The 26072-nt window shown below is 67.2% G+C and carries 25 protein-coding genes and 1 pseudogene; 16 read left to right on the top strand and 10 right to left on the bottom strand.

Going from position 1 to position 26072, the window contains the following annotated elements:
- Window positions 1–43: 43 nt before the first annotated feature.
- A complete protein-coding gene (locus ACZ5PO_RS00945) occupies window positions 44–1204 on the top strand; it encodes a glycosyltransferase (RefSeq protein WP_464189329.1) in 1161 nt (386 codons plus the stop codon).
- Here the strand turns inward: ACZ5PO_RS00945 and ACZ5PO_RS00940 are convergent.
- Window positions 1167–3143 carry a hypothetical protein gene (locus tag ACZ5PO_RS00940; RefSeq protein ID WP_464189327.1) on the bottom strand — a complete coding sequence of 659 codons (1977 nt, stop codon included), beginning with the start codon at window positions 3141–3143 and terminating at the stop codon, window positions 1167–1169. The two genes, ACZ5PO_RS00945 and ACZ5PO_RS00940, sit on opposite strands and share 38 nt — an antisense overlap.
- A 438-nt stretch (window positions 3144–3581) precedes the next feature.
- On the opposite strand from ACZ5PO_RS00940, the gene ACZ5PO_RS00935 reads away from it, so the two are divergent.
- The 4 genes from ACZ5PO_RS00935 to ACZ5PO_RS00920 all read left to right on the top strand — a co-directional run bounded on the left by ACZ5PO_RS00935 (window position 3582) and on the right by ACZ5PO_RS00920 (window position 6041).
- Complete coding sequence (locus tag ACZ5PO_RS00935) at window positions 3582–4103, top strand: iron transporter (RefSeq protein WP_464189325.1); 522 nt, start codon at window positions 3582–3584, stop codon at window positions 4101–4103.
- A 119-nt stretch (window positions 4104–4222) separates the two neighbouring features.
- Entirely contained in the window at window positions 4223–4609 is a 387-nt protein-coding gene (locus tag ACZ5PO_RS00930) for a cupredoxin domain-containing protein (protein WP_464189323.1), read from the top strand.
- Between the two features lie 9 nt (window positions 4610–4618).
- Complete coding sequence (locus ACZ5PO_RS00925; RefSeq protein ID WP_464189321.1) at window positions 4619–5476, top strand: FTR1 family iron permease; 858 nt, start codon at window positions 4619–4621, stop codon at window positions 5474–5476.
- Between the two features lie 58 nt (window positions 5477–5534).
- Complete coding sequence (locus ACZ5PO_RS00920) at window positions 5535–6041, top strand: ferritin (RefSeq protein WP_464189319.1); 507 nt, start codon at window positions 5535–5537, stop codon at window positions 6039–6041.
- Here the strand turns inward: ACZ5PO_RS00920 and ACZ5PO_RS00915 are convergent.
- Entirely contained in the window at window positions 6029–6616 is a 588-nt protein-coding gene (locus ACZ5PO_RS00915; protein ID WP_464189317.1) for a DUF4337 family protein, read from the bottom strand. The genes ACZ5PO_RS00920 and ACZ5PO_RS00915 overlap by 13 nt on opposite strands.
- Window positions 6617–6658: 42 nt before the next feature.
- On the bottom strand, window positions 6659–7555 hold the full coding sequence (locus ACZ5PO_RS00910) for an acyl-ACP thioesterase (protein WP_464189315.1): 897 nt from the start codon (window positions 7553–7555) through the stop codon (window positions 6659–6661).
- Between the two features lie 148 nt (window positions 7556–7703).
- Between ACZ5PO_RS00910 and ACZ5PO_RS00905 the strand changes: the two genes are divergently transcribed.
- Both ACZ5PO_RS00905 and ACZ5PO_RS00900 read left to right on the top strand, forming a co-directional pair.
- A complete protein-coding gene (locus ACZ5PO_RS00905) occupies window positions 7704–8066 on the top strand; it encodes a lysozyme inhibitor LprI family protein (protein WP_464189313.1) in 363 nt (120 codons plus the stop codon).
- Window positions 8067–8125: 59 nt separating this feature from the next.
- Window positions 8126–8470, top strand: coding sequence for a RidA family protein (locus tag ACZ5PO_RS00900; RefSeq protein ID WP_464189311.1), 345 nt, complete (start codon window positions 8126–8128; stop codon window positions 8468–8470).
- A gap of 259 nt (window positions 8471–8729) precedes the next feature.
- On the opposite strand, the gene ACZ5PO_RS00895 is transcribed toward ACZ5PO_RS00900, so the two are convergent.
- Window positions 8730–10154, bottom strand: coding sequence for an amidase (locus tag ACZ5PO_RS00895; RefSeq protein ID WP_464189309.1), 1425 nt, complete (start codon window positions 10152–10154; stop codon window positions 8730–8732).
- A gap of 124 nt (window positions 10155–10278) precedes the next feature.
- Between ACZ5PO_RS00895 and ACZ5PO_RS00890 the strand changes: the two genes are divergently transcribed.
- Entirely contained in the window at window positions 10279–10842 is a 564-nt protein-coding gene (locus ACZ5PO_RS00890; RefSeq protein WP_464189307.1) for a TetR/AcrR family transcriptional regulator, read from the top strand.
- 35 nt (window positions 10843–10877) lie between these two features.
- Here ACZ5PO_RS00890 and ACZ5PO_RS00885 read toward each other — a convergent pair whose 3' ends face one another.
- Window positions 10878–11414: a CAP domain-containing protein gene (locus ACZ5PO_RS00885; RefSeq protein WP_464189305.1), complete on the bottom strand. Its 537-nt coding sequence runs from the start codon at window positions 11412–11414 to the stop codon at window positions 10878–10880.
- 189 nt (window positions 11415–11603) lie between these two features.
- Here ACZ5PO_RS00885 and ACZ5PO_RS00880 point away from each other — a divergent pair, with 189 nt between their 5' ends.
- The 3 genes from ACZ5PO_RS00880 to ACZ5PO_RS00870 all read left to right on the top strand — a co-directional run bounded on the left by ACZ5PO_RS00880 (window position 11604) and on the right by ACZ5PO_RS00870 (window position 13850).
- Window positions 11604–12089 carry a DUF4126 domain-containing protein gene (locus ACZ5PO_RS00880; RefSeq protein ID WP_464189303.1) on the top strand — a complete coding sequence of 162 codons (486 nt, stop codon included), beginning with the start codon at window positions 11604–11606 and terminating at the stop codon, window positions 12087–12089.
- Window positions 12086–13453 (top strand): FAD-containing oxidoreductase, encoded by a 1368-nt coding sequence (locus tag ACZ5PO_RS00875; protein ID WP_464189301.1) that lies wholly within the window; start codon window positions 12086–12088, stop codon window positions 13451–13453. Before ACZ5PO_RS00880 ends, ACZ5PO_RS00875 begins: the two co-directional genes overlap by 4 nt.
- A gap of 79 nt (window positions 13454–13532) precedes the next feature.
- Window positions 13533–13850, top strand: a complete 318-nt coding sequence (locus tag ACZ5PO_RS00870; protein ID WP_464189299.1) for a polyhydroxyalkanoic acid system family protein — start codon at window positions 13533–13535, stop codon at window positions 13848–13850.
- A gap of 261 nt (window positions 13851–14111) precedes the next feature.
- On the opposite strand, the gene ACZ5PO_RS00865 is transcribed toward ACZ5PO_RS00870, so the two are convergent.
- Window positions 14112–14468 carry a hypothetical protein gene (locus tag ACZ5PO_RS00865; RefSeq protein ID WP_464189297.1) on the bottom strand — a complete coding sequence of 119 codons (357 nt, stop codon included), beginning with the start codon at window positions 14466–14468 and terminating at the stop codon, window positions 14112–14114.
- A 70-nt stretch (window positions 14469–14538) separates the two neighbouring features.
- A complete protein-coding gene (locus tag ACZ5PO_RS00860) occupies window positions 14539–14904 on the bottom strand; it encodes a hypothetical protein (protein WP_464189295.1) in 366 nt (121 codons plus the stop codon).
- Between the two features lie 446 nt (window positions 14905–15350).
- Here ACZ5PO_RS00860 and ACZ5PO_RS00855 point away from each other — a divergent pair.
- Window positions 15351–16300, top strand: a pseudogene (locus tag ACZ5PO_RS00855) (homocysteine S-methyltransferase family protein).
- A 132-nt stretch (window positions 16301–16432) separates the two neighbouring features.
- Here ACZ5PO_RS00855 and uraD read toward each other — a convergent pair.
- The 3 genes from uraD to ACZ5PO_RS00840 are packed head-to-tail and all read right to left on the bottom strand — an operon-like array spanning window position 16433 to window position 18695.
- Complete coding sequence (uraD, locus tag ACZ5PO_RS00850) at window positions 16433–17335, bottom strand: 2-oxo-4-hydroxy-4-carboxy-5-ureidoimidazoline decarboxylase (protein WP_464189293.1); 903 nt, start codon at window positions 17333–17335, stop codon at window positions 16433–16435.
- An 11-nt stretch (window positions 17336–17346) separates the two neighbouring features.
- Window positions 17347–18282, bottom strand: a complete 936-nt coding sequence (gene puuE, locus ACZ5PO_RS00845; RefSeq protein WP_464189291.1) for an allantoinase PuuE — start codon at window positions 18280–18282, stop codon at window positions 17347–17349.
- Window positions 18282–18695, bottom strand: coding sequence for a DUF3830 family protein (locus tag ACZ5PO_RS00840; protein ID WP_464189289.1), 414 nt, complete (start codon window positions 18693–18695; stop codon window positions 18282–18284). The genes puuE and ACZ5PO_RS00840 overlap by 1 nt, the downstream gene beginning before the upstream one ends.
- Window positions 18696–19562: 867 nt before the next feature.
- Between ACZ5PO_RS00840 and pucL the strand changes: the two genes are divergently transcribed.
- The 4 genes from pucL to ACZ5PO_RS00820 are packed head-to-tail and all read left to right on the top strand — an operon-like array spanning window position 19563 to window position 26043.
- Complete coding sequence (gene pucL, locus ACZ5PO_RS00835; protein ID WP_464189287.1) at window positions 19563–20402, top strand: factor-independent urate hydroxylase; 840 nt, start codon at window positions 19563–19565, stop codon at window positions 20400–20402.
- Between the two features lie 12 nt (window positions 20403–20414).
- Window positions 20415–21251, top strand: a complete 837-nt coding sequence (locus ACZ5PO_RS00830) for an FAD binding domain-containing protein (protein ID WP_464189284.1) — start codon at window positions 20415–20417, stop codon at window positions 21249–21251.
- On the top strand, window positions 21248–24097 hold the full coding sequence (locus tag ACZ5PO_RS00825) for a molybdopterin-dependent oxidoreductase (protein WP_464189282.1): 2850 nt from the start codon (window positions 21248–21250) through the stop codon (window positions 24095–24097). Before ACZ5PO_RS00830 ends, ACZ5PO_RS00825 begins: the two co-directional genes overlap by 4 nt.
- Window positions 24094–26043: a solute carrier family 23 protein gene (locus ACZ5PO_RS00820; protein ID WP_464189280.1), complete on the top strand. Its 1950-nt coding sequence runs from the start codon at window positions 24094–24096 to the stop codon at window positions 26041–26043. Before ACZ5PO_RS00825 ends, ACZ5PO_RS00820 begins: the two co-directional genes overlap by 4 nt.
- Window positions 26044–26072: the final 29 nt, after the last annotated feature.

Here is a 26072-nt window from a genome sequence, read left to right as displayed (position 1 = left end):
CGCTCATTGACGACGCACGCGGGCAGAGGGGGAGGGCGTTACGGTGCGCGCGACGACGACTTCGGCGACCGAGAATGGTCTCGCGTTGGAGCCCGCCACCGGGCCAGCCGACTTCGCCGTCGTCGTCCCGACGTTCAATGAACGCGACAACATCGAGCCGCTTGTCGCCGAGCTCGCCGATGCGCTGTCCGGCGAGCCGTGGGAGGTCATCTTCGTCGACGACGATTCTCCCGATGGCACATGGCAGCATGTCGCCGACCTGGCGCGCGACAATCATCGTCTGAAGCTGGTCCGGCGCGTTGGCCGACGCGGTCTCGCGTCGGCCGTCGTCGAGGGCATCCAGTCGAGCAGCGCGCCGTATGTTGCGGTGATGGACGCGGACGGGCAGCATGATCCGGCCCTGCTCCCGTCCATGCTGACGGCTTTGCGCGACGGGACGGCCGATGTCGCCGTCGGCGTTCGCGCCGGATTGCGCGAGGCGTCGACGGCATGGACCACGCGGCGGCGGCTCATCAGCCGCGCCGGCGCCTGGTTGTCGCGGCGCATCATCGGCACCGACCTGTCGGATCCGATGAGCGGCTTCTTCGCGCTGCGGCGCGCGACGTTCGACAGCGCAGCCGGCGGTCTTGCCCTGCAAGGCTACAAGATCCTGATCGACATTCTCACGTCGTTGCCGGCCCCCCTGCGCGTGGTCGAGCTTCCCTACCGCTTCCGCGCTCGCCGCAGCGGCGACAGCAAGCTCGACGCGCGTGTGGGGGCGGAGTACCTCGTGCTGCTGGCGGGAAAAGCGATCGGCCGCGTCGTTCCGGTACGCTTTCTCCTGTTCTCCTTCGTCGGCGGCATCGGCGTCATCGTCCATTTTGCGACATTCGTTTCGCTCGGCGCGCTGGGCCTGTCGTTCACGATGGCGCAAGCGGGAGCCACGTTTCTGGCGATGACCGGGAATTTTTTCTGCAACAACATGCTGACCTATCGCGATCGGAGGCTGCAGGGCCTCTCGGCGATCGGCGTCGGTCTGGCGAGCTTCTATCTCGCGTGCTCCGTCGGCGCCGTGATCAACGTGGCGGCTGCGCGTGCGCTGTTTCTGGGCGGCGTTGCCTGGTGGCTGGCGAGTGCCGCGGGCATCGTCGTCGGCGCGGTGTGGAACTACGTCGCGACGAGCGTTCTCACGTGGCGGGAGGCTCACGCGTCCGCGGGATCATGAAGGCGCTCAGAACCGCCAGCGCCACGATGATCGTGAACATGGTGATGAGGTGGTGACGGGCCGGCGGGGCGGGCCGGGGCGTGGCCAGCGCCGCCGGCGTCAGCTCCCAGACGGAGATGCGGGACGGGCCGATGGCAACGTCGCCGTCGGCCACCGGCCTGTAGCGCTCTTGATCCGCGAGGGCATCACGCACGCCGAGGAGGCGCTCGCGGCGGTTGGGCAGCCCCGGCACGACATAGGGAGCGGGCGTATCGACGAACACGATCCGCCCTGCCCAGCTCGCGGCGAGCCACACCCTGCCGGCCGCCTGGACGGCTGCCCGGTCCGGCAGTTCCTGCAGCACGGGCTGGTCGATCCGGGGAAAGCAGCGGCATGCTACCATGACGGTCCAGGCGAAAAGATCGGAAACGCCGAGCGTGGAGGCAAAGCCGATGTCGTTCTCGTGCTGCACGAAGGGCAGATAGGCGGCGGCGAGATCGCGATCGTTCGGACGCTCCGGCGTCCGGATCGCGACCTTGAGCGCCATCTCCGAGGGCGGCTTGAGACTGGTGATGACCAGTGCCGCGACGAAAGCGGCCGCAACCACGAGGGTCAGGCCCGACCGGACGGCGGGGGACGACACCCGGCCGGTCACGACGCACCACGCCTCCGCCGCGCCAACGCCGGCGAGCGCCCATACGGCAAAGAGCCAGGTGGCCTGAAAACGCCACTGCTGCTGCGGATGCAGAACGACGATGAGTGCGCTCAACGCTGCAAACACCGGCAGGACGCGCGCCCCGCCCCTGCGGGCGACCAGCAGGCTGCCGCCGCCGACGGCGAGACAGAGCGCGGCAAGCGCCAGGGCGGGATGAGAATGAAAGCCTTCCGAAAAGCCGTGCCAGTGGAACAGCAGCGCGGCCCAGGGATCGTAGCCGCGTGATGCACCGAAATGCGTCGGTCCGATGAACCAGGCGAAGCTTCGGAGAACCTCCGGCACGAGGAACCAGAGCCCGACGACGAGCCCGTGCCATGCCGCGATGATCAGGCCATGGCGACCGAGCAGCGCGCTGGCGGCCGCATGACTGCTCAGCCAGAACAGCGCCAGCCGGGCGAGGATGACACTCCAGGCCAGCATGAGCACAAGCCCAGGCGCAATCAGAAAATCGCGCCCGGCGAACTGGATCGCGGTTGTCTCGCGCGCGGACAGCCACGCGGCAACCCCCACCAGAGCCGCGGCGAGGGGCAGGAACGGATGAAGCAAGAGCGCGCGGAGCAGGGCGCGGCCGTCCGGCCCCGTCAATCTGCGTAGAAACGCCGTCAGTTCTCCATTGAGCAACGCCGTTGCCGTGACGGCTGCCAGCGCCATCAGCCAGTAATTATACTTCTCGAGAAATAAAAGGCTGAGTGCAATGGCAAGATAACGGCAATAGCGCGCGGCGGCTCGTGCGTCATTCGCCGCCCAAGCGTCCGAGGCGCGTTGATACGCATACAGCACGAGGGCGCTGAGCAGCGCTCCGAGCGCCTCGAGCATCACGTCCGACCCGAGCAGACGAAAGGCCGGGCTCCAGGCGGCGAAGGCAGCGGCAAGCGTCGCAGCGAGAAGGCGGCCGCCGTCGGATGTGGCACGGAAGGCCAGCACCGCCGCCATCGTTACGGTGCCGATCCAGCCGAGCAGGCTTGGCACGATCCCCAGATCGGGATTCGCCCCGCCGACGAGCAGCACGAAGCCGAGTACAATTGCGTGCAGAGGGGGCCAGACAGGTATCGCCACTGCGTGCGCGACATAACCGAGGGGGTCCAGCGCCGCTATCGACTGCGCGAGCTTCAGCCCGTTCAGAAAATGTGTGTTCCGGTCATGGTAGGGATCGCGCCAGAGACCGTCGGTGCCCATCGTGAAGGTCGACGTCGCGGCGGCCAGGAGCAGCAGAACAAGCACACCCAGTCCAAGCCAGCCGAACAAGCCTATCCGGTTTCGGCGAGGCATCCAGATATCCTTCGATGGCGGTTTGGGATGGCAGCCGATGCGATGCGGAGAGGTCCCGATCCGAGAGCAGCTCTTCGTTACTCCGCCGATACGACGTTGTCGATGAGCCCTCGGGCGACCGGTCCACTCTTGGGGCGATCGGCGCAGGCGCGACCGTCCGACAAGGCGACGGCCACGCGTCGTGGTGTCGGCGTGAACGACGATCGCGCAACGCGGGTGTGAAGATTTGCCATCGATAATATAGAATTATTCTAATTCAAATATCGTGCGCTCGGACGACGGAGATAGCAATCGCTTCATCGTATTCATTCCAAATCGAGTTGTCTGTCTTGTAAAATTGTGCCGTGACAATCGAATATTTGAGATCTATGCAGGCTTGCTGCTTCTGCCAAAGAAGCGTGGAGGACCGCGAAAATGATTGCATCTGTTCGCGTCGCAATGATCGGAGCTGCGCTGCTGGGCGCCTCCGCGGCCCGGGCCGCCGAATTCTACATGGGTGAGCCGGTGGTCAAGGAGGGTATGCAGTTCTCGCCGGCCTATCTCACGGGCATCGAGATGGACAAGCATCCGCCCGGCATGGACATGAGCTCGAGCGCGGTCCACATCGAGATCGACATCCACGCGACCAAGGACGAGAGCCACGGTTTTCCGGAGGATGCCTGGATTCCCTACCTCACCGTCAACCTGACGATCGAGAAGGAGGGGACGAGCTACAAGGAGACCAAGCAGCTCGCCGCCATGGAGGCCAAGGACGGGCCGCACTATGCCAACAACTTCAAGATGGACGGCCCCGGCACCTACAAGGCCACCTACGTCGTCGACCCGCCATCGAAGGCCGGGTTCATCCGTCACATCGACAAGGATACCGGCGTTCCCGCCTGGTGGCAGCCGATCACCGTGAGCTGGACCTTTCAATATCCCAGCAAGAGCAACTAGGCAGGCGCCCCGCCGAGCCCGTGCGATGAGCTGCGGCCCGGCGTCGCCTGATCATCGCGGGGCGCTCGTTGCGGCGGGCGCGTAGGCACATGGCGTCGCAAGCGACGGGAGCATCGGGCATGACCTTGATCCTTCGCCATCTGGTCGCCGGCTCGATGCTCTCGGCGCTCGGCACGTGCGGCACCGCCGCGCAGACGGCCTCGGGCAGCACCACGGCGCCCGCCTATACGGCGACCAACGCCGCCGGACAGATCGAGGTCGTCCTCAAGGACCACGTCTTCACCCCGTCGGCGATCCGCGTGCCGGCCGGCACGCGGATGCAGCTGCTGATCAAGAACCAGGATCCGGCGGCCGACGAGTTCGATTCCGCACCCCTCAAGGTGGAGAAGGTCATCGGCGGCCATTCCGAAGGCGTCGTGCGCCTGCGGGCGCTCGACCCGGGGACCTACCCGTTCATGGGTGAGTTCAATTCGTCCACCGCCAAGGGCGTCGTCATTGCCGAGTAGGAGGCCGCCATGTTCGGCGCATTCATCATCGTCTTCCGTGAGGTCCTCGAAGCGGGCCTGGTCATCGGCATCGTGCTGGCGGCCACGAGCGGCCTTGCCGGCAGCCGCCTCTACGTCGCCCTCGGCATCATCGGCGGCATCGTCGGGGCGGGCATCATCGCCGGGTTCGCCGATATCGTGTCGAACCTGTTCGACGGCACCGGCCAGGAGCTGCTGAACGCCGGCATCCTGCTGGTGGCGGTGGCCATGCTGGCGTGGACGGTGAGCTGGATGGCGGCGCACGCGCGCGAGCTCACGGCGCATCTCAAGGCGGTCGGCCTCGACGTCAAGGCGGGACGCAAGCCGCTGACCGCCCTGGCGATCGTGGTCGGTGCCACGGTGCTGCGCGAGGGCTTCGAAGTGGTGCTGTTCCTCTACGGCATCCTCGTGGGCGGCGGCGGCACGGCGGCCTCCGTGGCTCTGGGTGGGCTCCTGGGCATTGTGGCTGGCGGCCTCGTCGCCTATGCCCTGTACCGCGGCCTCGCGGCGATCCCGGTCAAGAGCCTGTTCCAGGTGACGACGGTGATGATCGCGCTGCTGGCGGCCGGCCTTGCGTCCCAAGCCGTCGGCATCCTGCAATCGGCCGGCTATCTCAACGTGCTGGCCGACCCGCTCTGGAACACCTCCGCCGTCCTGCCGGAGAACAGCATCGCAGGCCGCATCCTCAAGACGCTGATCGGCTACACCGACCAGCCGAGCGGGCTGCAGCTTGCCGCCTATCTCGTCACGCTCGCCGCCGTCTTTCTTCTGTCGCGCTGGGCGGCCGCCTCCGCGGTCCCGCCGCGGGGCTCGTCGGACGCGACCAAGTCCGCGCCGGCCAACCGTTAGGCCACGGCCAGTTCATGGCGTCGGCGGCCGAGCTTTTCGAAGATCAAGGGAGCACACAATGGTTAGCGACAGCCTTGCCCAGGCCCTGGGCGGCCTGCTGAACGGCGAGCTCGAAGCCCACCACGCCTATCTCCAGGCGGCCGCCTGGGCCGCCGACCGCAATCTCGACGGCTGCAAGCGCTTCCTGCTCAAGCACGCCGGCGAGGAGCTTGCGCACATGCACAGGATCTTTGCCTACATGGTCGACCTGGGCCTGCCAATCCGGCTCGAGACGCTGCCCGCGCCGGTGATCAAGGCCAACGACGTGGTCGGGCTGTTCACCGAGATCCGCGACCGCGAGCGGGCCGTCACCCAGGCCATCGGCGCCGTCGTTGACCTCGCGGTCCGCGAGAAGCACCACGGCACCTTCCAGTTCCTGCAATGGTTCGTGGCCGAGCAGCACGAGGAGGACAGCCTCTGCAAGAGCCTGCTCGACAAGATCGCGCTCATCGGCGACGGGCCGAATTCACTTTATCTGATCGACAAGGAGATCGGCCACGTAGCCCACGCGGATCACGCGACGTAGGCGAGACTGCCGGTCAGGGCGCCGGCGACGCCGAGCGCAATCGCCGCGTACCAGGGCCAGCGCTGGCCGCGAGCGATGATCGAGATCGTGGCGATGGCGATAGCGACCTGAACCAGCGTGACCGCGGCCGTCAGGATGTGGTGGCGGGCGCTGCGCAGCTCGACCTCGCCGAGGCTCTCCAGGGAGAGCCGCTCCTCCTCGCGGGCGATCGAGGCGAGGCCGCCGGCGTCGCGGTCCTGAAAGCGCTCCGGCGGCGTATCGGCCGGCGTCCCGGGCGGACTGGAGATCTGCCCGGCCGCGGGCGTGATCTTCAGCAGCAGGGCGCGGATGCTCTTGGCCTCGAACGAGCTCCAGGCATCCGTGGCCCGATCCTGGTGCAGCACCGCCTCGCTGTTGGCGCGCGCCGCCGCCGCGGTCTCGACCGACTCCAGGCTCCCCAGAATCACGCCGACGACGGCCAGCACCGCGATCGTGACCGCGACCCGCCGGGCGAACGGGCCGCTGCCGTCGGAGTCCTCGATGGCGTGCTCGTCCTGCTCGAGCTCCTCGCTCGTCGTCTTCGCCAGTTCAGCCATGGGCGTCTCCCGCGGACCCTCGGTTGCTCAACGCGTGCGCACTCAAGAGAGCTGCTTCTGGTGGCGATCCAGGTCGGCCAGTTCCTCGTCGCCGAAGGCGACGGTGCGCCGCGTGGCGTGGTCGAGCACCGCGGCGACGACCTCCGCATCGGCGACGCAGGCGCCGGTCTCGTAGTCGAACAGCAGGTGCGCGAAGCGCAAGGTCCTGCCCATGACGCCGATGAGGGCGCTACGGGCGACGAGCAGGGTGCCGGCGCGCGGCAGCGTGCCGTAACGGACCCGCGTCTCGAGCACGATGCTGCCGCGGCCACGCGCGAGCATGCGCGCATGATCGAGGCCCAGGCTGTCCCACAGGTTGCCGACCCCATCCGAAAAACGGCCCATGACGAACTCGATCGTCATGCGGCCGGAGGTGTCGCAGTGGCTCGGCGCGACCCGCCCGCGAAAGATCTCGACCAGATCGAGCGCTTCGGCGCGGCTCAGGTCGATCTGTGGCAGACCGCCGTCGAGGGGGATGCTGCGCGGCGCTTCACTCTCGGGGAGGGGGCCGGCGAGGCGCTCGAGCCGTTCACGCTGGGCGGTGGACCAGGGGACGGCGGCGCCTGTCGCCTGATCGACGTGACGGTCGACGGCGAGAAAGCTCGCAGCCACCTCGCCGGCGCAGATCAAGGCGTGGTGGATGACGGCGCCATCGTCGCGCAGCTCGACGAGGCGCGAGCGCATCGACGCCATGTCGCCGGACCGCAGCTCGCGGCGAAAGCGCACGTGATGGCGCTGCGGCATCAGGGTCCTGCCGGCATCGATGCCGAGGCCGTGGACCACGAAGCCCTGCGCCTCGGCCAGGCGGGCCAGATAGAAGCGGACGTTGAGATGGTCGTTTTCGTCGCATTCCCAGGCATTCACGCCGCCGCGACCGGTGTCGAAATGGTGATCGGCCATCGTCCCCGCTTCCGTCGTCTGTCCTTGGCTGTCTAGAACATGTTGGGCAAAAGTGAGAGCCCGTTTGCGGGCGATGCCCTCCTTCCGATGTCGTGTCCCTGACGCGTCCGTGCGCCACGATCGGCCGTCCCGGCCAAGGAGTTCCGTCATGCCGCGTCCACCCCGATCGATGGTCCTCGCCGCGATAACCGCCGGCGCGTTGCTGGCGGCGGATCTGCCCGCCCTGGCGGCCAGCTTCGACTGCAACAATGCCGCCTCGCCGAACGAGATCGCCATTTGCAGCAACCGCCAGCTCTCCGAGCTCGATACGGAAATGTCGGCGCTGTTCTACGCCTATCGCACCATGCCGCACCTGATGGGGGTGCGCGGGGCGATCCAGGACGACGCGCGCCAGTTCCTCGACGACCGCGAGGCGTGCGGCACCAATGTCGTCTGCCTCGTCAGCATCTACCGGCAGCGGATCGGGCAACTGAAGCGCGGCATCGCCAATTCATCGCGCGGCGGGTACTGATTGCAGGCTGCCGGGCCGGGCGGAGTGCCGTCGGCGTCGGCGATCCCATGGAGAGTGAGTTGACCATCAAGCGTATCGAGACCGGCCCGCGCATGAGCCAGGCCGTCGTCCACAACGGCACCGTCTACCTGGCCGGCCAGGTCGCCAAGGGCAAGGATGTCACCGAGCAGACGCAGGCCATCCTGACCCAGATCGACGCGCTGCTGGCGGCAGCCGGCAGCGACAAGACCCGGCTGCTCTCGGCCACCATCTATCTGACCGACATGGCCACCTTCGGCGACATGAACAAGGTTTGGGAGAGTTGGGTCGTGGCCGGCGCGACGCCGGCGCGGGCCACGGTGGCGGCGGGCCTGGCTGCGCCCGAGTACAAGGTGGAAATCGCCGTCGTCGCGGCCGCCGGCTGATATCCGGCTTTCGGCCGATCTGACTTTTACGGGCGCAGGCGAAGCCCCTCGCGCCGACCTTGGACAGCGACGGCGGCGGGTGGGTTTGCGACGGTCCGCTTGGGGGCGGGGCGCCGGATACCGTTCATTCGATTCACGGCCGGCCCGTTCATGTCGGTCCCTGTTCTCGGACGGCGACGCCGATGAGCCCCATTCGCTTGGCGCCGCCAACCGCCGTGTCATTTGGGAGGGGGGCGTCGAGAACGCCGCCTCCCTTCCATCATAGCGCCGGGTGCCGATCGCCGAGGCCGCCCTTACGCTCCAGCATCGCGCCCAACCGCAGAAGCGTCGCCTCGTCGAGCCATTTGCCGACGAGCTGGATGCCGATCGGCAACTGCTCTGAACTGAACGCATATGGCACCGAGAGCGCCGGCAGCCCGGCCAGGTTGAACGGAGACGTCGCGGCCATGACATGGGTCCAAGGCACCGTTACGCCATTGACCACCAGTTCCTGCGCGCCATGCGGCGTGGCCGTCATCGGGTTCACCGGCGTCAGCAGGACATCGTACTTCTGGAAGAAGCCGGCGAAGGCAGACCGGAGCGCCTCGGCCTGTGCGTGGGCCGCCGCGAAATCGACGAAGCTCGGATCCGAAAGTCCAATGGCCCCGCTGCCCACCGCGTGCAGCTCGCTTTCACGGCCTGCAGCAAGGGCTTTGATGGACGGCACGATTTCGGCGTAGACAAGCGTGGCGAGTGCCCCGAACGCGTTGCCGATGAATGGTAACGTCACCTCTTCAACCTCGCATCCGAAGTCGGCAAGTTGGGCGGCAGCCGCGGCGACGGCGGCGGTGATCTCGGGATCGACGGGGCCGAAGGCCGCCTCCGAGACCCAGCCCACGCGGATGGGCTGGCCAGCGACTCTGTCGCCGTCTGGCTCCGTGTCCCGCGCATGGATGGCGTAACCATCGATCCCGTCCGGACCTTTCAGGATCGAGTAGCCGAGCGCGACATCACCGATCGTGCGGGCCATGGCGCCGACATGCCACCAATGCGAGAGGATGATTGGATAATGGCCGGTATAGGGAACACGGCCGTGGGTGGCCTTCAGCGCGGCGACGCCGGTAAAGGCAGCAGGACCCCGTAGCGAGATCATGACGTCGCTGCCGATGCCGATGGGCGACATGCCAGCTGCGAGCGCAGCCGATTCGCCACCGGAGGAACCACCCGGCGTGCGCTTGAGATTCCAAGGATTATTGGTTCGGCCGGTCACGAGGTTGTCGCTCTCGGTCCAGAACGAGAATTCGGGTAGATTGGTCTTCATGAGCGGGATGCCGCCGGCCGCCTTGAATCGTGCGACCGCAGTGGCGTCCTTATCCGGAATGTTGCCGGCGAATAGTTTAGAGCCGCGCTGCGTGAGGACACCCGCAGTGTCCAGAGAATCCTTGATCGAGAAGGGCACGCCGTGCAGCGGACCGAGGATGGCGCCGTTGGCGACGGCCTTGTCGGCAATGTCTGCGCCCCTGAGGGCGTCTTCGGCCATCAACGTGACGATAGCGTTGATCTGCGGGTTCACGGCGTCGATGCGATCGAGGTGCGCCTGCACGACCTCGCGCGCCGACACCTTCTTCGTCCGGATGAGTGCCGCGAGTGTCGTCGCGTCCTGATAGTGGATCGGGTTCGCGTCGCCGATCTTCACGTTGGTCATGATCATTCTCCTGCCGGGCAGATTGCATCTACCTGACGACAGGTAGGTTGCTCGGCAATCAACAGGTGGGTCTTTCCTTTCGTGATGTCAACGCCTATCTGTCGTCAGGTAGAAGGGCGTTGTGATGGTCGCGGGCGACACGAAGGAGCGGATCATGGCGGCGGCACGGCTTACCGTGCAGGACCGCGGCTATAGCGGTCTGAGCTTCCGCGAGCTGGCGAAGGACGTCGGCATCAAGAGCGCCAGCATCCACCATTATTTCCCGACCAAGGGCGAACTGGGCGGTGCGCTGGCGGATCGCTATACGTCGGACTTCGCCACGTATCTGGATGGCTTGCTGGCCGACGGGCTCGATCCCCAGGCCTGCTTGGCGCGCTACACCGATGTCTTCCGCGACACACTTCGCAACGACAACCGCATGTGTCTTGCAGGCATCATGGCTGCCGAGCACAAGGAACTGCCGGACGAAGTGCGGAATGCAGTCGTGAAGTTCGGCACCATGAACGAGAATTGGATCGCACGGGTGCTGGCGAAGGCGGCCACCGCAGATCCTGAGGGTATGCGGCGTCGCGCGCGCGCGATCTTTGCGGCGATCGAGGGCGCGCAGCTCGTCGCGCGCAGCCGCGGTGACGTGTCCGTCTACGAAGAGATCGTCGCGACCTACCAAGCGAGCGGCCTCATCCCCTGAGCCCGGCTGTCCTTCATCGACCGATTGCCCCGCACCTACTGCGCCAGCACCAGCGCCCAATAGGTGCCGTAGCCCTGGCCCGGCGTGCTGGCCTTGGCCAGGCCGATGCGCTTGGCCTCCGCCATCAGCAGGTTGTCGTTGTGGCGGGGCGAGCGCTGCCAGCGTGCGACGGCGCCGGACACCGTATCGCTGCCGGCGCTGAGGTTTTCGGCGGCGCTGCCGGCGATGGCATAGGCGGTCATGCGGCCGCTGAAATCGCCATGGGACAATTGCCCACGCGCGGCGACGCTGCGCGCCTGCTCGGCGGCGGCCCGGTTCAGGTCGGCGTCGGTGACGACCGTGCTCAGGCCCCGCGCCGCGCGATAGCGCGAGATCAGCGCCGCCGCCTCGCCGGCGTCGGTCGTCGACACCATGACCTGCTCCGGCGGCACCCGGATGCCCGAATCCAGGGCGCAATGGGTCAAGCCCAGGGACAGCAGCAGAACGGCGAGAAGGGGCGGGCGCGAACGGCGGGGCATGGGCCAGCGGTGTGGGCTCGATGGTGCTGTCGTCGTGCAGGTATCGGCGCTCACGCACTTCAAATCCGTAAACTACCCCTGCGCCACCCTGCACCGAGGCCGCAGGCCTGCGGCTCGTAAGCGGCGAAAACGGCGGCGACGGGGCGGCGAATAGATTATGGTTGCGCGGTAATGGCTACGGACACGCGTCAGTCGACGGTCGATACTTCCAGCCGAGCCTCAGTCGCAACCGATGAGATCGCCATGGCGCTTTACGTTCTCGCACTCCTGATCGGCATCGTCGCCGGCCTGCGCGCCATGACGGCGCCGGCGGCCGTGAGCTGGGCGGCCTACGCCGGATGGCTGCCGCTCGCGGCCACGCCGCTGGCCTTCCTGGGGTATTCCTACGTCGCCTACATTCTGCTCGGGCTGGCGGTGATCGAGCTGATTACCGACCAGCTCCCGTCGACTCCGAGCCGCAAGGTGCCGGTGCAGTTCGGCGCGCGTATCGTGACCGGCGCGCTGGCGGGGGCGGCCATTGGCGCGGGCGCCGGCGGCCTGGTCGGTGGGCTGATCGCCGGTGCCATCGGTGCCGTGCTCGGCACGCTCGGCGGCTACGAGTTCCGCAGCCGCCTGGTCCGCGCCAGCGGCGGCCGCGACCTGCCGATCGCGCTGCTGGAAGACGCGATCGCCATCGTCGCCGCCGTCCTCATCGTCGCGGCGGCCGGTCGCGCCCTGGGCGCGCTATGAAGCGCTTCGATGCCATCATCGTCGGCGCCGGCCAGGCTGGCCCACCGCTCGCCGGCCGGCTCACGGCCGCGGGCTGGAGCGTTGCCATCGTGGAGCGCAAGCTGTTCGGAGGCACTTGCGTCAACACCGGCTGCATCCCCACCAAGACCATGGTGGCGAGCGCCTATGCCGCCCACATGGCGCGCCGGGCGGCCGAGTTCGGCGTCCACCTCGGCGGTGCCGTCACCGTCGACATGAAGCAGGTGAAGGCGCGCAAGGACGATATTTCGGGCCGGTCCCGCCGCAGCGTGCGCGCCTGGCTGGATGGCATGGCCGGCTGCACGGTGCTCGAGGGCCATGCGCGCTTCGAGGCGCCCCACGAGATCCGCGTCGGCGACGAGCTCCTCGGCGCTGACAACATCTTCCTCAACGTCGGCGGCCGGGCCGTGGTGCCCGACATGCCCGGTGTCGACCGTGTCCCCTACCTCACCAACACGTCGATGCTGGAGCTCGACATCCTGCCGCGCCACCTGGTCGTCGTCGGCGGCAGCTACATCGGCCTGGAGTTCGGGCAGATGTTCCGGCGCTTCGGCTCGGAGGTGACGATCGTCGAGAAGGGGCCGCGGCTCGTCCAGCGCGAGGATGAGGACGTCTCCGCCGGCGTGCGCGAGATCCTCGAGGGCGAGGGCATTCACGTGCGCTGCGATGCCGAATGCATCAGCTTCGCGCCCCGCGGCGATGACATCGCCGTCGGCGTCAACTGCGCGTCGGGCGAGCCGGAGGCGATCGGCTCGCACGTGCTGCTGGCAGTCGGCCGCCGGCCCAACACCGACGACCTCGGGCTCGACGTAGCGGGCGTCGCCATCGACAAGACGGGCTACATCGTCGTCGACGATCAACTGCGCACCAATGTCCCGGGCATCTGGGCGATGGGCGACTGCAATGGCCGCGGCGCCTTCACCCATACCTCCTACAACGATTTCGAGATCGTCGCGGCCAACCTGCTGGACAACGATCCGCGGCGGTTGAGTGAGCGCATCCTGGGCTACGCGCTCTACATCGATCCGCCGCTCGGCCGCGTCGGCATGACCGAGGCGCAGGCCCGCGCCAGCGGCCGGCGCATCCTCAAGGCCACGCGGCCCATGGCGCGGGTCGGCCGGGCCGTGGAAAAAGGAGAGGCGCAGGGCTTCATCAAGATCCTCGCCGACGCCGACAGCCGCAAGATCCTGGGCGCTTCGATCCTCGGCACGAGCGGCGACGAGGCGATCCAGAGCATCCTCGCGATCATGAACGCCGACGTGCCCTACACCGTGCTGCAACGGTCGACGCCGATCCATCCGACGGTCGCTGAACTGCTGCCGACCGTCGTCGGCGACCTCCGCTGAGTCGCAAGCTGCAGGCATTGTTGGCCGCTACGGGCACCCGCGCTATGGTCGGCGCCCGCTGAGTGCGAAGGACGAGCGAATGGCACCGGTCACCTTTACGATGTCGCACAGCCTGGGGGCGGATGTCGCCAAGAACCGGCTGGAGAAGGGCGTCAACGTGCTCCAGCAGCGCTTCGCCGCTCACCTCAGCGCCTGCGAGACCCGGTGGGACGACCACACGCTGCACTTCCTGGTGGGCGCGCTGAAGCAGCAGGTCAGCGGCACCTGCGTGCTGACCGACACCACGGCCGTGGTGTCGTTCGAGCTGCCGTGGCTGCTGGCGCCCTTCCGTCAGAAAATCCAGCAGGTGCTGGGCCAGGAACTACCCAAAGCCTTGGCGCCGCCCAAGCAGAGCTGAAGGCTAGGCCGCCTTCCGCCGTGGCGGCCGGCCTTGGCCCGCGGCCCGCCGTTCGCTGAGGATACGGCGTTCAGCCGGCTCTGTCGGCCGGCGCTTTTCGAGTCGATGGGTGGCCGGGTCGAGCCCGGCCATGACGAGGTCGCTCCGGGAGCAGAGCATTTCGCCATTGGATGATCTCATCCAATTGCGGAGAAATGCTCCAACTCTTTGAATCTGGAGCGCTTCTCTGCGATTGGGCGATTCCACCAATCGCCACGCGCTCTAGTGTTGTGTCGGCACCTTCGGCCGGCTGGGGGCGCGCCGCTTCGGCACGGTCGCGCTGACCTGCGCAGTAACCGGCGTTTGGGCCTGAGTCTGGGCATGGGCCTTCGCAGCCTGCGCCCGCACGTGAGCGAGCACTTGCTCGATCACCTCGCGGGAATGGGCCAGCCCATTCTCGAACGCTTCCGGCGTGAAGCCGGTGCGATCGATGTTGCCGAGCTTCGTGCGTATGGCCTGCTCCAGGAGGTCTATGTCGTCGCGATGACGTCCGGCCACGAGCTCCGCCGCGAGCAAGCGAATCATGTTGGCGAGGGCGTTTACGGTCACCAGGTGGTGATCTTTGGATAGTGGTTGCATGTTCGTGCTCCGGCGCACGGAGCCGTCCGGCATCCGGCAGCCGCTGGAATTCAACATCTCGGGCTTTGGATCAGAGAGACCGAGGAGGTCCTCGCGGCCCCAAAGCCGGGACGTCGCACGCGACATGGATCGGTTCGGCCACGACGGCGTCGCCCCCGGCCGGCATGGCCGCGCGGTCGACGATCGTCGGAGCGGACGCCGGGACGGCCTTGCCGCTCGGGCCGAGGGCAAGATGCTGATGGTCGTCGTCATCGGCCAGCGCCGCTGCCAGCAGCAGGTAGCCGCGGCTGTCGCTGGGGCTGCGCTCGATCGCGCTCAGCACCTGCTCTTGCGGGAACTGCAGGCAGACAAAGCCGTCCAGCGCGCCGATCAGTGCCAGCACGACGAGCAGCAGCCGCAAACCGAGTCCCGTCGGCACCACGATCGAACGCTCCACGGCTCCTATGTAAAGCGTGGGCGGCCATGATGCAATCCAAAGGGGTGCAGAATGGTGTGGACGCTGGCCAGTGGCAGCCTGTGGTTGCTGAGCTGGCGCCTTCGTGGCCCGCTCGCTACCTGCCTCGAGGCCACCACGAGACGCCGCCACCCTTCGTGCCCGCAGCAGCCGGATGCCGCAGCAGCCGGGTGCCGACGTCATCGTTGGGCTGCGACGTCATGTGTCCGACCGCGATCGGGATGTGCGATTTGGCACATACGATGGTCGTCTCATAGGTGACCTTTGAGTGGTGTTGCCGATGCCGCGGGCGGATCGGCGCGCCATTTCTTGAAAATACCTTACGTGATGTGATGCAACGCGCGAATTCCCCATGCGAGTGGGGACGATCGACTTAGCGATAGCCACGCGCATCGAGGCCACCGAGGCCCATCCGAGGAGGAGAGCTCATGCCCCGCTTCCGCCATGCGCTGCCGCAGCTGGACGGCAGGCCGTTCCTGACCGACGGTGGTCTGGAAACCACGCTGGTCTTCGACGAGAAGCTCGACCTGCCGTGCTTTGCGGCTTTCCCGCTCCTCATGAGCCCGGACGGCCGGGCGGTGCTGACGCGCTGCTACCAGCCCTACGTTGCGCTGGCCGCACGCCATGATGTCGGCCTGATCCTCGATACGCCCACGTGGCGCGCCAACACCGACTGGGGCGCCGAGCTCGGCTATGACGGCGAGCAGTTGCGCGCGGTCAATCTCGAGGCGGTCGGCTTCGTCGCGGCGCTACGCCACGCATCCGGGCGTGCCGACGCCATCGTGCTGAACGGGGCGATCGGGCCGCGTGGCGACGGCTACAAGGTCGGCAAGACGATGTCCGCGGCCGACGCCGCAAGCTACCATGCCCCCAGATCGAGGCCTTCCGCGACAGCGAGGCCGACATGGTGAGCGCCGTCACTCTGACGTACGCCGAGGAGGCGATCGGCGTCGCGCTGGCCGCGCGCGCCGCCGGCATGCCCGTCGTCATCTCGTTCACGGTCGAAACCGACGGTCACCTGCCGTCGGGCGAGAGCGTCGCCGCGGCCATCGAGGCGACGGACGAAGCTACCGGCGCCTATCCGGCCTACTACATGATCAATTGCGCCCACCCGCTGCATTTCGAGGATCGGCTCGTCCCAGGCGAGCCCTGGATGGCGCGGGTCCGGGGCATCCGCGCCAATGCGTCCACCAAGAGCCACGCCGAACTCGACGCAGCAACCGAGATCGACATCGGTGATCCGCAGGCGCTCGGCCGGCACTACGCCGGCCTGCGCCGGCGCCACCCGCAGCTCACCGTCCTCGGTGGCTGCTGCGGCACCGACCACCGCCACGTCGGCGCGATCTGCGAAGCGTGCCTGTCATTCGAGCGGTCCTAGAGCGCTTCGCGATTGGGTGGAATCATCCAATCGCAAGAGAAGCGCTCCAGATTCAACAGGTTATGAGCATTTCTCTGTCATTGGATGATCCCATCCAATGACGAAATGCTCTCGAGCAGACGAGCGCTCTAGCTAGCTGCCGCGATAGGTGCCGTAGCTCCACGGCGTCACCAGAAGCGGCACATGCAGATGGCCTTCGGGCTCGGCGATCGAGAAACGAATCGGGATCGAGTCGAGAAAGGGCGGATCGGACAGCGCTATCCGATGCCTTGCGAAGTATTCGCTGACCTCGAACACAAGCTCGTAGCGCCCCATCGGCAGCGGCCGCCCGTGAATCAGCGGCGCGTCGGTGCGTCCATCATGGTTCGTCGCCGTGCTGGCGATCAGCCGCGGCTCGCCGAGCTTCGAGAGCTCGACGAGGCGAATGGGCACGTCCTGCGCCGGCAGGCCGCGCGCGGTGTCGAGGACATGCGTGGTCAGCGCGCCGTTGACGGACAGGCGCCCGTCGCCCTTGACGAGTTGGTCGACGCGCAGCGCCGCAATCCGACAGATCTCGCCGATCGAGACCCGCGCCTCGGTCGCGGGATCGTTCGGCAGACGCTGCTCGAAATCACGCAGGATCGAATCCTTGGTGTGCCGTCGGACGCAGACGATATACGGAAAGCCGAACTTGGCGCCATAAGCGCCGTTGACGCGTTCGAACGCTTCGAACTCCGCCTCCGACAGGCGGTCGAGCCCGACGCTGTTCTGCTCGGAATGCGACTCGGGCGTAAGGCCGGCGGCACGCTGTGTCTTATTGCCGAGGTCGGGGTGAGCGCGGATCAGCGCCAGGCGCGCGTCCTCGCTTGCCTCCTTGACGGCGGTCGCCATCGCTTCGAAAAGCTGCGCGACCGAGGCGAAAGGCCGCTTGGCCGCCGCAGCCTCGGCCACCCATGGCGAATATTCGAAGATATTGGCGAGCGCGGCGACGAAGGCTTCGCGGCTTGCAGCGTTGAGCTCGGCAAGGGCGATCTCGGGAACGGCGATCTCGGACATCGCGTGGCGCCTCAGACGACGGAAACGGCTTGGTCGGCGAGATGCGCCATATGGGCGTGCCAATGGCGGGCGATCTCAAGGCGCGTCGGTATCCAGACCCTGTCGTGGCTCGCCGCATAGTCGAGAAATCGCGCGAGCGAGGCGGCACGGCCGGGCCGACCGACAAGGCGGCAGTGAAGCCCGACCGACATCATTTTCGGCGAGTCCTCGCCCTCCGCGTAGAGCACGTCGAAGCTGTCCTTGAGGTAGGTGAAGAATTCGTCGCCGCCGCCGAAGCCTTGCGCATTGACGAAGCGCATGTCGTTGGCGTCGAGGCTGTAGGGGATGATGACGTGCGGGCCTGCGGGACCTCGGACCCAGTAGGGAAGGTCGTCGGCATAGGAATCGCTGGAGTAGAGCAAGCCGCCGGCCTCCAGGAGCAGCCGCAGCGAATTCTCCGACGTCCGCCCCGAATACCAGCCGAGCGGGCGCTTACCGGTGGCCTCCGTATGCAGCCGGATCGCTTCGGCGATGTCGTGTCGCTCCTGCGCATCGCTCAGATCCTTGTGGTCGATCCACTTGAGGCCGTGGCAGGCGATGTCCCAGCCTGCCTCCTGCATCGCGGCGACGATCTCCGGGTTGCGCTTGAGGGCGGTCGCGACACCGAACACGGTGACGGTGAGCCGCCTCTCGGTGAACATGCGCCAGAGCCGCCAGAAGCCGGCGCGCGAGCCATATTCGAACATCGACTCGACGTTGGGATGGCGCTGCCCCGGCCAGGGCTGCGCGCCGAGCACGTCGGAGAGGAAAGCCTCCGAGGCGCGGTCGCCGTGCAGGATGTTGTTTTCGCCGCCTTCCTCGAAGTTGACGACGAACTGGACGGCGATGCGGCTCCGCTCGGGCCACTTCGGGTCGGGCGGGCTGCGGCCGTAACCGCGAAGGTCACGCGGATAGTCGGCGTCGTGCATCAGGCCGCCTCGAAGCGCACTTTATGCGCGCCCTTCCACAAGACGCTCTTGCCGAGCTCGGCAAGACGGTCGAGGTTCGATGTCAGCGTGATGAAATGGTTGCCCGCGAGCTGCCCCATCTTGCTGGCGAAATGGACGCCGCCGTAGGCAAGCAGGATCTCCGTCTCGCTGATTCCGCCGGGGTAGAGGATGATCTGACCCGGCGCCGGATAGCTCGTGTGGTTTTCATAGCCGACGCCGAAATCGAGGTCGCCGAGCGGCAGCCACACGCCTTCGCCGCTCCAGCGCACGTGGACCATCTGGCTCTCGAACGGCATCGCCTTGCGAAAGGCTGCCGTGGTCTTGGGCGCCAGCTCGTCCTCGAAGCGGGCGTCAAACGTGAAATCACCGGCATAGATCTTCAGATGGCTCATCGGCGGGTCTCATGAGGCAATGGACGGCGGGACAACAATGGAGAATGCCTTAATGGAGAACGTCTTGCGGCCGTCTGCGAAAAGCGCGGCGACGCTGTTACGGCGAGAGCCTCCCCAGCGTATTGGGCTTGCGCGACTTTCGTCACTCGAATCCTGTCTCCGGGGTCGCCACGCCTAAGAAATACTGTAACGCCTCTTCCAGTCAATCACGCCCGGCCGGACCGGAGGCTCGGAAGCCGCGTGTCCGACGCCATGTTGATGCTGGGCCTGCCGTGGCCGCGCCAATGGTAGGCTCATCCACCTTGGCGTTTGGAAACGAGGAGCCTCCTGCCAGGAACGACAGCATCGCTGCTCCCACGGTATCGTACATCAGCTGGCGCATCGTTGAGGGCGCCGTTAGCCTGAATATCCAGCATTTATTCGTGGGTGGTGCCGAAACAGTAAGCAAGTGTAGTTGCGGCTCCTGTGAGGCATCCCCACGAATGCGCCCGGCCGCGCGTCGACGCGAGGTAGCGTCCCGCCGCGGCGGCCCTGGGGTTTCCTCTCCCGCGGGACGATTTCTCCCCGGGTCGCGGGCAGGCCGGCGCCGTGCAAGAGGGTACCTGCGATGGAAGTATAGGAGCATCATTTTTAGGCAATCGCCTCTTCAATACTGAGGCATTCCTTTGACACCGATAAAGCAGCACGGTGCTCTCTAATTGGGAACGCCGTTTCGCGTGAGTGCGTGTAAGTTAACGGTGTTGCATCGGCGGGCTGGCACGGCCGCATGCAATCCGAAGGGCTTGCCGCCGGCAACGCGCCCGGGTCGAGCGGACTTTATCCATCCGTCGACGCCGCGCGGCCGTTCACGACATCACGGGAGTTCTCATGCCTCTCATTCGGAACAGCTATGGCAAGGGCCGCGTGCGGATCATGCGCGTCGAGCGCAGCACGGCGCGGCACGCGGCGCGCGAGCTCGACGTCAAGGTGATGCTGACCGGCGGCTTCGAGGCCGCATACACCTCGAGCGACAACTCCTCCGTCGTGTCGACGGATACGATCAAGAACATCGTCAACATCGTGGCCCGCGACAACGTCGGCCTCGAAAACGAACGCTTCGCGGCTGCGCTCGCGACCTACTTCTTCGATCATTACGCGCAGGTCGATTCCGTCGAGGTGACGACGACCGAGACCAAGTGGGTGCGCATCCTCGTCGACGGCCAGGAGCACGACCACAGCTTCCTCCTCGATAGCAACGGCAAGCCGACCGTTCATCTCGCCGCGACGCGCGGCGGCACGACGGTTGCTTCGGGAATAAATGGCTTCAGCTTCATGAAGACGACCGAGTCCGGATGGGCCGGCTATCTCATGGATGAGGCCACGACCATCAAGGAGACGACCGACCGCATGTTCGCGACCTCCATGGTGGCGTCCTGGCGCTGGGCCGCGACGCCGGGCTCCTATGAAAAGGCCAATGCGGAGGTTCTCGCGGCGGCGATGAGGGTCTTCGCCACGACCTACAGCCCGAGCGCGCAGAATACGCTGTATCTCATGGGAGAAGCGGCGCTGGCCGCGGTGCCGGAGATTTCGGACATCGCCATCGCCTGCCCGAACAAGCACTACCTGCCGATCGACCTCAGCCCCTTCGGCCGCCAGAGCGACAAGCAGGTCTTCACGCCGACCGACGAGCCGCACGGGCAGATCGAGTGCGTGGTCGGTCGCGGCTGACGGAGCTCGGGCATGGATCTCAACACCATCAAGGCCGTCGAGCGCCCGCGCGACCGCCGTGCGATGGGAGCGCTTGCCCGCGCTGTGACGACACGCGACGCCTGGCTCGCGGGCGGAACCTGGCTGTTCTCGGAGCCGCAGCCGCGACTCGAGCGGCTGATCGACCTGGGCGGCCTGAACTGGCCGCCCCTCGAGGTCGACGACCGCGGCCTGACCATCGCGGCGACCTGCACCATCGCCGCCCTCGACGCTTTCGAGGCGCCGTCCCACTGGACCGCGGCGCCGCTGGTCGGCCAGTGCTGCCGCTCGTTTCTCGCCTCCTTCAAGATCTGGAACGTGGCGACGGTCGGCGGCAATCTGTGCATGGCTCTGCCCGCCGGACCGATGATATCCCTCTGCGCCGCCCTTGAAGGTGTCTGTCTCGTCTGGACCCCGGACGGCGGCGAGCGCCGCGTGCGGATCGTCGATTTCATCGAGGGCCCCCTGGCGCCGGCGCTGCGGCCGGGCGAGGTGCTGCGGGCGATCGAGCTGCCGGTGGAGGCGCTGACGAGGCGCACGGCCTTCCGGCGCATCTCGCTGACGCAGCTCGGCCGCTCCGCCGCGCTGGTGGTCGGCACCCTCTCCGGCACGGGGGAGTTCGTCCTGACGGTCACGGCCTCGACGCGCCGGCCGGTGCGCCTCGCCTTTGCCGCGACGCCGGGCGAAGCAGTTCTCGCCGACCGGCTCGCGTCCGAAATCCCCGCGAGCGTCTATTATGACGACATCCACGGCCGGCCCGACTGGCGCCGGCACATGACCTTCGAACTCGCCGCGCAAATCCGGCGCGAACTCGCCACGGAGGCGGCGTGAAGCTCATCGTCAACGGCACGCAGCAAGAGGCTTCGCCGCACCCCGGACAGTGCCTGCGCACCTTTCTGCGCGGCCTCGGCTGCTTCGGCGTCAAGAAGGGCTGCGACGCGGGCGATTGCGGCGCCTGCACCGTGCATGTCGACGGCAAGCCCGTGCACAGCTGCCTCTTCCCCGCCTTCCGCGCCGAGGGACGCGCCGTCACGACGATCGAGGGCCTGGCGACCGACGGCGGGCTCAGCCCCGTGCAGCAGGCCTTTCTCGACGCTCAGGGCTTCCAGTGCGGGTTCTGCACCGCCGGCATGATCATGACCTCCGCCTGCTTCGACGACACGCAGCGCGGCGAGCTGCCCCACGCCCTCAAGGGGAACCTCTGCCGGTGCACGGGCTACCGCGCCATCAAGGATGCGGTCGAGGGCCGCTGCCACGTCGAGGAGCACGGTTCGGGCGAGGCGGTCGGCGTCAATGTCCCGGCCCCGGCAGGCCCCGCCGTCGTCACCGGCCGGGCGCGCTACACCATGGACGTCGCCGTCGACGGCCTCCTTCACATGAAGATCCTGCGCTCGCCACACGCCAGCGCCCGCATCGTCCGCATCGATGTCGAGGCGGCTCTTGCAGCGCCCGGCGTGCGCGCGGCGTTCACCTATGAAGACGCGCCACAGCGCTATTTCTCCACCGCCCGCCACGAAATACCGCAGGACGACGTCGACGACACCATGGTGCTCGACCGCGACGTCCGCTTCGCCGGCCAGCGCGTCGCGGCGGTCGTCGCCGACAGCGAGAGGGAGGCGGAGGCGGCGGTTGCGCTGATCGACGTGGTCTACGAGACCCTGCCGGCGGTGTTCGATCCCGAGGCGGCGATGACGCCGGGAGCGCCGGCGATCCACCGCAAGGGACCGGAGTCGCGCATTCACGATCCGGCCCGCAACATCGTCGCCGAGCTGCATGGCGAGGTCGGCGACGTCGAGGCCGGCTTCGGCGAGGCGGACGCCGTCTACGAGGGCGTCTATGTCTCGCAACGGCTGCAGCATGCCCATCTCGAGACGCACGGCTGCATCGGCTGGATGGACGAAGCGGGGCGGCTCACGATCCGCACCAGCTCGCAGACCCCGTTCCTGACGCGCGACGCACTGTGTGCGCTCTACGATCTGCCCCGCGACAAAGTCCGCGTCTTCGCCGAGAGGGTAGGGGGCGGCTTCGGCGGCAAGCAGGAGATGATCGTCGAGGATATCGTTGCGCTCGCCGTGCTGAAGCTCGGTCGGCCGGTGAAGCTCGAGCTCACGCGCACCGAGCAGTTCGCTGCCTCGACCAGCCGCCATCCGATGCGCGTTCGCGTCAGGATCGGGGCGCGGCGCGACGGAACGCTGACCGCCATCGCCATTCATATCCTGTCGGACACCGGCGCCTACGGCAATCACGCCGGCGGCGTGCTATTCCACGCCGCCAATGAATCGATTGCCCTCTATCGCTGCCCCAACAAGCGCGCCGACGGCTATGCCGTCTACACCAATCACATGCCGAGCGGTGCCTTTCGCGGCTACGGGCTGAGCCAGACCAATTTCGCCGTCGAATCGGCGATGGACGAGCTGGCGCGCCGGCTCGGCATCGATCCGTTCGCGCTCCGCCGCCACAACATGGTGCGCCCGGGCGACCGGCTGATCGCCGCCGACGATCACGAGCACGACGTCGAGTTCGGCAGCTACGGCCTCGATCAATGTCTCGACATCGTCGAGCGGCGCCTCGCGGAGCCTTCGTCGAGCGGCCTCTCCGACGACTGGCTGATCGGGCGCGGCATGGCGGCCGGCATGATCGACACCATCCCGCCGCGCGGCCATTTCGCCGAGTGCCGCATCCGCCTTGCGGCCGACGGCGCCTACGAGCTGTCGACCGGCACCGCCGAATTCGGCAACGGCACGACGACCGTCCACGCGCAGATCGCGGCGACGGTGCTCGGCACGACCGTCGATCGCATCCGCATCCGGCAGTCCGATACCGAGCATGTCGCTCACGACACCGGCGCCTACGGCTCGACCGGCACCGTCGTCGCGGGCGCGGCGACGCGCGCCGCCGCCGCGGAGCTGGTCGAGGTCATCCTCGATTTCGCCGCCGAATGCACCGGTAGCAACATGAAGGCAGGCCGCCTCGGGCGCGACCACGTCGAGATCGCAGGCCGGTCGCTGAGCCTCGTCGAGCTGGCCGCGATGGCGAAGGCGCGCGGCACGGCGCTGACGGCTCTCGGTCATTCCACGGGCACGCCGCGGTCGATCGCCTTCAACGTGCAGGGCTTCGAGGTCGCGGTGCACCGCCGGTCCGGCGAGATCCGCATCCTGCGCAGCATCCACGCTGCGGACGCCGGCTCTGTGATCAATCCGATGCAGTGCCGCGGCCAGGTCGAGGGCGGCGTGGCGCAGGCGATCGGCGCCGCGCTCTACGAGAAGCTGACCTTCGATGCGGACGGTCGCGTCGCCAACACGGCCTTCCGCTCCTATCACATTCCCTCCTTCGCGGATGTTCCGGCGACCGAGGTGCATTTCGCGACCACCACGGACCGCGTCGGTCCGCTCGGCGCCAAATCCATGAGCGAGAGCCCTTTCAACCCTATCGCCGCGGCGCTCGGCAGCGCGATCAGGGATGCGACGGGCGTCCGCCTCCAAGAGACGCCCTTCACTGCCGACCAGCTCTATCTGGAGCTCGTCGAGCGCCACGGCCAGCCGCCGCGGGAGGGGCCGGAGGGGATGCCTTCGCAAGGCGTTTCACGCCGGCGGCGCCCCGCGGCTGCAACCGCCGTCAGCATAGCCGCCCCGGCGACGGGGCTACGTTCGGTCCATGACTTGAGGGATGCGCAATGACAATGCTCGCGGACAGCGTGGCCACGGGGACGACGCCGGTCGTCAGAACGCCGAAGACGCATCCGGTCGACGAGGTTCTGCCACCCGCCAAGCTGGCCGCCTACGGCTTCCAGCACGTCCTCGCCTTCTATGCAGGCGCGGTCCTGGTGCCGATCATCCTCGCCGGGGCGCTGAAGCTCACCCCGGAGCAGCTCATCCATCTGATCAACGCCGATCTGTTCACGTGCGGTATCGCCTCGCTGATCCAGGCCGTCGGCATTTGGAACATCGGCGTCAGGCTGCCGCTCCTGCAGGGCGTGACCTTCACCGCGGTCAGCCCGATGATCGCCATCGGCCTGGCGGCCGGCGGCGGAACGCCGGGGCTTCTGGCGATCTACGGCTCGGTGCTGGTCGCAGGCGTGTTCACCTTCGCGATCGCCGCGCATTTCGCCAAGCTCGTGCGCTTCTTCCCGCCGGTCGTCACCGGCTCGGTGATCCTGATCATCGGCATCGCCCTCCTGCCGGTCGCTGCGAACGACATCGTGCATGGCAGCAGCCCGTCGGCGATCCAGAACCCGGTGCTGCTGAAGAACGTCGCCTACGCCCTCGGCACCCTGGCGCTGATCGTCGCCATCCAGCGCGCCTTCTCGGGCTTCATGGCGACCGTCGCCGTGCTGATCGGCCTCGTCGTCGGAACGCTGGTGGCTTGGATCCTCGGGGACGCGCAGTTCTCCGAGGTCGCCGACGCCAACTGGCTCGGCTATACGATGCCGTTCTATTTCGGCATGCCGACCTTCAGCATCACGGCCATCATCTCGATGATCGTCGTCATGGTCATCACCATGGTCGAAACCACGGGCGACGTCTATGCCACGGGCGAGATCGTCAAGAAGCGCATCCGGCAGGACGATATCGCCCGCGCCATCCGCGCCGACGGGCTCGCCACCTTCATCGGCGGCGTCTTCAACTCCTTCCCCTACACCTGCTTCGCGGAGAACGTCGGCCTGGTGCGGCTGACGCAGGTCAAGAGCCGCTGGGTCGTCGCGGCGGCGGCGGTCATCATGATCATCCTGGGCTCACTGCCCAAGGCGGCGGCGATCGTCGCCGGGATTCCGCTGCCCGTTCTCGGCGGCGCGGCGCTCGCCATGTTCGCCGCCGTCGCGGTGGTCGGCATTCAGACCTTGAGCAAGGTCGACTTCAACAACCACAGCAATATCGTCATCGTCAGCATCAGCGTCGGGCTCGGCATGCTGGTGACGGCGCAGCCCTTCGTCGCTGGGGCCTTTCCGAGCTGGGCGCAGATCATCTTCGGCAGCGGCATCACGCTCGGCGCCCTGTCCGCAATCGTGCTCAACATCCTCTTCCACCACATCGGCAGCGGGCATGACGTCGCGGTCGCGGGCACCCCGGGCCAACTCGTGACGCTCGCCGACGTCAACGCCATGGACGAGGAGGCGTTCGCCAAAACCTTCGGCGGGCTGGTCGAGAATACCCCCTGGGTGATCGAGCGCGCCTATGCCATGAAGCCCTTCGCGGACACCCTCGCCCTTCGCTCGGCCTTTCACGATGCCCTGCTCACCGGCTCGGCTGCCGAGCAGCTGGAGCTGATGAATTCCTTCGCCGATCTCGGCAGCGAGGCGGACGCCGCCAACGCCTATGTGCTCGACCACGTCAGCGCCGGGATCGAGGGGCTCGACAGCGAGGACCACAGCAAGGTGCGCGACCTTGCGGCCGCCTACCGCAAGCATTTCGGCTTTCCGCTCATCGTCTGCGCACGCGAGGTCGAGCGCTACGAGCGGGTGCTGGCGACAGGCTGGTCGCGCATGGCGAATGCGCCGAGCGTCGAGCGCGCCGCCGGGCTGATCGAGATCGCCAAGATTGCCAACTACCGCTTCGACGAGCTCGTCGCCAACGCCAACCCGATCGCGACGGCGCATTTCCAACGCTTCGTCGAGCAACCCGCCTGACGGCCCACGCGGCGGCGGTCCGTATCGTC

The organism is Chelatococcus sp. KU-N122 (genome assembly GCF_055391085.1).
The sequence above is the reverse complement of the archived record's forward strand: the minus strand, read 5'-3'. Positions and strand labels throughout refer to the sequence as shown.